6 protein-coding genes and 1 pseudogene are annotated in these 5,886 nt (G+C 68.3%); 2 read left to right on the top strand and 5 right to left on the bottom strand.

The window, feature by feature from the left end; translation table 11 throughout:
* The 5 genes from A5625_RS26735 to A5625_RS26755 all read right to left on the bottom strand — a co-directional run.
* On the bottom strand, positions 1–583 hold a 583-nt coding region (locus tag A5625_RS26735), incomplete at its 3' end, for a pyrroline-5-carboxylate reductase (RefSeq protein ID WP_197516246.1).
* A gap of 27 nt (positions 584–610) precedes the next feature.
* A complete protein-coding gene (locus A5625_RS26740; RefSeq protein WP_067001564.1) occupies positions 611–1,447 on the bottom strand; it encodes a thioesterase family protein in 837 nt (278 codons plus the stop codon).
* A 25-nt stretch (positions 1,448–1,472) separates the two neighbouring features.
* Positions 1,473–2,315 carry a sugar phosphate isomerase/epimerase gene (locus A5625_RS26745; protein WP_067001567.1) on the bottom strand — a complete coding sequence of 281 codons (843 nt, stop codon included), beginning with the start codon at positions 2,313–2,315 and terminating at the stop codon, positions 1,473–1,475.
* Between the two features lie 14 nt (positions 2,316–2,329).
* Positions 2,330–3,298, bottom strand: a complete 969-nt coding sequence (locus tag A5625_RS26750) for a hypothetical protein (RefSeq protein WP_067001569.1) — start codon at positions 3,296–3,298, stop codon at positions 2,330–2,332.
* On the bottom strand, positions 3,295–4,311 hold the full coding sequence (locus tag A5625_RS26755; protein WP_067001572.1) for a Ppx/GppA phosphatase family protein: 1,017 nt from the start codon (positions 4,309–4,311) through the stop codon (positions 3,295–3,297). The genes A5625_RS26750 and A5625_RS26755 overlap by 4 nt, the downstream gene beginning before the upstream one ends.
* Positions 4,312–4,430: 119 nt before the next feature.
* Here A5625_RS26755 and A5625_RS26760 point away from each other — a divergent pair, with 119 nt between their 5' ends.
* Together A5625_RS26760 and A5625_RS26765 are read left to right on the top strand one after the other, a co-directional pair.
* Complete coding sequence (locus tag A5625_RS26760) at positions 4,431–5,225, top strand: hypothetical protein (RefSeq protein WP_067001575.1); 795 nt, start codon at positions 4,431–4,433, stop codon at positions 5,223–5,225.
* Between the two features lie 57 nt (positions 5,226–5,282).
* A pseudogene (locus A5625_RS26765) lies at positions 5,283–5,886 on the top strand (hypothetical protein); the annotation flags it as partial.

Consider the following 5,886-nt stretch of genomic DNA (forward strand, 5'->3'; position numbering starts at 1 on the left):
CGACGCCGGCGTCGATAAGGGCTTCGACCAACAGGAAGAAATAGGCCGGGCCGGAACCCGAGAGCGCGGTCACCGCATCCATCTGGCCTTCCGGAACGCTGAGCACCCCGCCAACGGAGTCGAACAGGGCCGAGACGCCCTCGAGCTGCGGCGCGGTGACGAACCTGCCCTTGGCCAAGGCGGTGACCCCCGCGCCGACCAGGGCGGCCGCGTTGGGCATCGCCCGCACCACCGGGGTGCCGGCCGGCAGCTTCGACTCGAAGTAGGTGATGGTGATCCCGGCCGCGACCGTGACGAACACCTGCTCGGCGGTATCGCTCTCGGCGGCGCCGGCCGCGCGGGCGATCTCCCCCATCACCGACTCGACGTCAGCCGGCTTCACGGCAACCACGACGAACGACGCGTTCTCCACCGCGTCTGCCACCGGGCTGATCAGCACCGAATAGGTGTCGGCCAGATACTTGGCGCGCTCGGGCACCCGCTCGACCACCACCAGGTCTTTGACCTGTCGGCCCGCCCGCAGCAGACCCGACAGCAGTGCCTCCCCGATGCTGCCACCACCGATGATCGCGATTCTTGCCATGCCGGAAAGCATCGCAGACCCCGCGTATCAGCGAGCGGCAGGGACCAATGCCAGTTGGCGGGCCTGCACCACCAGGCGGCCCAGGCTGTCGACGACGGTGTGGTCCTCATCGAACCAGTCATGCCCGATCTCGGTGCAGGTCGCGACGATGCGTAGCCAGCCGTCGGCCGGCAGGCCGCGCAGGAAGGCGGTGAGCTGGATGGTGGGCGCCCAGCCGGTACGGTCCACGGCGAAGGTCACCGGCGCCGACAGATCGCCGCACATCAGCGCAAACAAGGCGTCCGGGGCCACTCCGCGGGGGCGCGCCCACATCTGGATCACCGGCGGACGCCCGTCGGTGCGGGGTTGCATCGTCGACAGCACCGGCCGCACGTCGCAGCCCTCCCCCAGGTGGACCAGGCCGGCCAGCGGATGCCCGGGCCCGATCGGCTCGATGTCGTCGGGGGGCTCGGGCGCCATCAGCTCCAGCACCGGGTTGGCCGACAACAGCGGCTTCACCTGGCCATCAAAGTGCTCGGGCTCGCCCAGGTTCACCACGGCGTGCACCGCGGTGCGATCGCCCTGGGTGAGCTCGACGTCGACGACGCTGATCCGGCGGCCCCGCTTGCGGATCGATGTCACCAACCGCACCTGGCCCGGGTCGGGCGCCCACAGAAAGCTCGCCGACACGGCGACCGGCTGCTGGACCGATTCGCGCCCATCCGGCTGGTCGCCATAGGCGGTGCGGGCGGCGTTGGCGCACAGCGCCAGCATTGCGCCCCCGTGCACCTTGGGACCGATCGTCCAGCGCTTGTCGAGCTCGCCTTCGAAGACGCCTGAACCGACCTCCCGCAACGTCATTGCGGTGGTGAATAGGGCACTCATGTGTCTGGGATTTCTCCTGGCTTGATCAGCGCAGCAGATGCGTACGGGCAAACTGCAGCGATTCGGCGAGCATGGCTTCGCGTTCGTTGGCGGAACGCGCGCTGGACGTGGACACCTCCAGGATGACGTGCCCGGCGAAATTGCTGCCGGCCAGCATCTGACACACCTCGGCAGTGGGCTGCGTGCCACGCCCGGGCACCAAATGCTCGTCGGCGGGTAGACCGTTGCCGTCGCACAGGTGCAGATGCACCAGGCCCGCCCCCATCCGCTGGGCCATGTCCAGCGAGTCGGTGCCCGCGGTCGCGGTATGGGACAGGTCCAGCGTGTAGTGGGCGTGGTTGCCGTCCAGCGGGTCGTAGGAGGGCGCGAACGCCGAAATCGCCGGACCGGGGCCGCCGCCGCGTTTGCGCATCCGTTCCAGCGACTGGCCGGATCCGAACAACCGGTCCGCCCGGAACGGGAACATGTTCTCCACCGCGACCATCACCTCGCTCGAGGCCTCCAGCTTCGCCACCTGCTCGCTGAAGCCTTCGGCATAGCGCCGCTGCCAGCGAAACGGGGGGTGCACCACGACGGTCTGCGCGCCCAACTGTTCGGCGGCCTGCACGCTGCGATCCAGCTTGGGCACCGGGTTGGCGCCCCAGACCCGCTGCGAGATCAGCAGGCAAGGCGCATGGACGGACAACACCGGGACGCGGTATTGCCGCGACAGCTTCTTGACCGCATCGACGTCCTGGCTGACCGACTCGGCCCACACCATCAGTTCCACGCCGTCGTAACCCAGCCGGGCCGCGTACTCGAAGGCGGCCTCGGCCCGCAACGGGTACACCGAAGCCGTGGAAAGGCCGACTTTGATGGCTGGGCGCACTGTCTACGGCGCCGCTAGCCCGATTGCAACGACAGGGCCAACGGACCCAGGGTGATCAGCGCACCGACCGCGACCGCGATCAACGTGCTGGCGATGTCCTCGGTTTTACGAACCACTCGCACCCCGGCCACCAGGCCCAGGATGACCAGCACCGATAGCACCAGCGCTACCAGGCTGTTCCACCGCCACAGCTGGTCGAAGGCCACGAACAAACCGGCGCCGAACGCGACGGCCAGCATCGACTGCAGCACCACCACACCGCCGCGCCACACTGCGCCGAATCTGCCCTGCTCCAGGTCCGCATCCAGGTCTGCGTCCGAGTGCCGCTCCCGGACATCGTGGTGCTCCTCGTCGCCGAGCATCGCGGCGGCCGACGATCCGTCGGCGTCCTCGTCCTCGTCCAGCGCCGAATCCCCGTGCAGGAAAGAGCGCACGTACGCGGAGTCCTCCAGCGCCGGTTCGGCCTCGCGCACGTCGGAGTCCATCACGTCCACCGGGATATCGGCGTAATGGTCCATCGGGTCGGGACTCATGTCTTCGGCCCCGGAGGCTCCCGGCTGGCCGGTGCCTCGGCCGGACAGGCCGGCATCGGGCAACGGCCGAGGGTATTCGCTGCGTTCGGGTCCCGGCGCCCGTTTGGGTTGCGGCGGCGACTTGGGCCAGCGCGGCTCGGGCTCGGACCAGTAGGGCGCTTTCGGCTCGTCTTTCGCCACCCGTTCGGCCGCGGCGGCGGGTTGGGCGGGCGGAGCCGGTGCGGCGACGTCGATGGCGCCGGCGGCGTCGTGTTCGGGTTCGTCGTCGTCACTGACCACCGGGATCTCGCCGGTCAGCTCGGCGACGGTCACGGAGTCGCTGTCACCGCGGCGCCGGCGGCGCCGCCGGGTGACCGCCGGGGCGCCGATAGTCCCGTTTCTGGCCAGCAATTCGGCAACGGAGATCGGCCGAGTGCCGGGGCTCTCGGTCTCGGAGTGCGGTCCGGTCATGGTTTGTCGCCTCTCGATCGGTTCTGATTCCGATCAACTACCTGGCCTCCAGCATTGCGCACCGAAGGCTCCATGAGGGCCGTTCCGTCGGCTTCGCTGTCCAGTTTGCGCAAGATGAGACCTTCCCGTAACGCCCACGGGCAAATATCCACGGATTCGATCGACAGCGCTCGCATGCTTGCCTCGGCCACCAGAGCACCCGCAACAATCTGCGGTGCTCGCTCGGCGCTCACTCCTTCCAGTTCTGCCCGGTCAGCGGTCGTCATCCTAGAGATGAAAGATATGAGTTGCCTGAGGCCGTTTGCTGTCAGCGTCCTTTTTACCCGTGGTCCGGCGCCCGACGGCGCCGCTCCGGTGAGCCGCGCCAGCGAGCGAAACGTCTTCGATGTCGCCACCGTCAGGTCGGGGCTACCCGCATCGAGGATGTTGACGCGGGCCTCCGAGAGTTCGGCGTCCAGCCAATCCCGCAGCATCGCCACCCGGCGTCGGCCGGGCGGATCGTCGGGCAGCCACTCGCGGGTCAGCCGGCCGGCGCCTAGCGGCAGTGACAACGCCACCTCGGGCTCCTCGTCCAGCCCGCTGGAAATCTCCAGCGAACCGCCACCGATGTCGAGGTTGATGATGCGGCCCGCGCTCCACCCGTACCAGCGGCGCACCGCCAGGAAGGTCAGCCGCGACTCGTCGACTCCGGTCAACACCCGCAACTCGACGCCGGTCTCCTTGCGCACCCGGGCCAGCACATCGTCGGAGTTGCCGGCGTCCCGGACCGCCGATGTGGCGAAGGCCATCATCTCCGCGCAGCCGGAACTGTCGGCGATCTTGGCGAATTCGTCGATCGTGGAGATCAGCTTCTCGGCACCGCGTTTGGTGATCTTGCCGGCGCTGTCGGTGGCCTCGGCCAGCCGCAAAGTCGCTTTCGTCGAACTCATCGGTGTGGGATGACCGCCACGGTGAGCATCCACCACCAGCAGATGCACCGTGTTGCTACCCACGTCGAGAACGCCCAATCGCACGTAAACAACCTAACGAAGCCGCTGACGTGGTGCCTTGCGCGACCCGGTCAACCTGCCGTGATAGCGGCCATAGCTGGCTTGAGTGTCAACGGCTCGCAAGGGCCGAATTGTGGTCTAACGTGGACTCCGTGGCGAATTCGCACCTGGAACCGGGACAAGAGGTCGAACTGGATTTCGCCCGCGAATGGGTGGAGTTCTACGACCCGGACAACCCCGAGCACCTGATCGCGGCCGACTTGACCTGGCTGCTCTCCCGGTGGACATGTGTGTTCGGCACCCCGGCGTGCCGAGGCACGGTTGAGGGCCGCCCGGACGACGGGTGCTGCTCGCACGGCGCGTTCTTGTCCGACGACGACGACCGCGCCCGCCTGGACGACGCGGTGAAGAAGCTGACCGACGCCGACTGGCAGTTTCGCGAAAAAGGGTTGGGCCGCAAGGGTTATCTGGAACTCGACGAGCATGACGGCCAACCGCAGTACCGCACCCGAAAGCACAAAGATGCGTGCATTTTCTTGAACCGGCCAGGTTTTGCCGGCGGTGTCGGTTGCGCGCTGCACAGCAAGGCCCTCAAGCTCGGCGTGCCGCCGCTGACCATGAAGCCCGATGTCTGCTGGCAGTTGCCGATCCGTCGTAGCCAGGAGTGGGTGACCCGGCCCGACGGCACTGAGATCCTCAAGACCTGGGTCACCGAATACGACCGTCGCGGTTGGGGTTCCGGTGGCGCCGACCTGCATTGGTATTGCACCGGCGATCCGGCCGCTCATGTCGGCGCCAAGCAGGTGTGGGAAAGCTTGGCCGACGAACTCACCGAGTTGCTGGGCGCCAAGGCGTACTCGGAACTGGCCGCGATGTGCAAGCGCCGCAGCAAGTTAGGGCTCATTGCAGTGCACCCGGCGACTCGTATCGCCGAGTAGCCGCCCAGTTCCTGATACCCGGTGAGCCGCGGACTGCGGTCGGCGACGGAGCACGTGATGGACGACGAAAAGCGATCGGCCGCCGCCCCACGATGGCGTGGCGAGGCGGGGCGCCTCGAGGTCTGGTACGCCACCCTGTCCGACACTCGGACCGGCGCGGGGTTGTGGATCCATTGCGAGACGGTGGCTCCCGTACAGGGGGCTCCCTACGCGCACGGCTGGGTTACCCGGTTTCCGTCCGAGGGGTCACCGCACACCGCACGGTTCGGCCCGGAGCCCGCGCAGCCCGCGACCGGCGCCGACTGGTTCAGCACCGCCGGGGTTCGAGTGGCCGATGGGCAGCTGGCCGGCCGGGCCGGATCGCTGGCCTGGGACCTGTCCTGGACGGACACCGCTCGCCCGCTGTGGACCTTCCCCCGCCTGGCGTGGGAGCGCGAGCTGTTGCCCGGCGCACAGGTCGTGCTGGCACCCACCGCCGACTTCACCGGCTCATTGACCGTCGGAGACACCGCCTCGCCCATCGGAGCGTGGCGCGGCGGCGTCGCCCACATCTACGGTCACGGCAACGCCAGACGCTGGGGGTGGATCCACGCCGACCTCGGTGGCGGCGACGTCCTGGAGGTGGTCGCCGCCGTGTCACACAAGCCGGGCCTGCGCAGGC

Origin of the sequence: Mycobacterium sp. 1465703.0, from assembly GCF_001672975.1 — a bacterium.
Classification (GTDB): Bacteria; Actinomycetota; Actinomycetes; order Mycobacteriales; family Mycobacteriaceae; genus Mycobacterium.

Excerpts from the sequence above, each read along its gene's own strand:
- A5625_RS26740 (WP_067001564.1), bottom strand. The coding sequence starts at position 1,447 with ATGAGTGCCCTATTCACCACCGCAATGACGTTGCGGGAGGTCGGTTCA.
- A5625_RS26750 (WP_067001569.1), bottom strand. The coding sequence starts at position 3,298 with ATGACCGGACCGCACTCCGAGACCGAGAGCCCCGGCACTCGGCCGATC.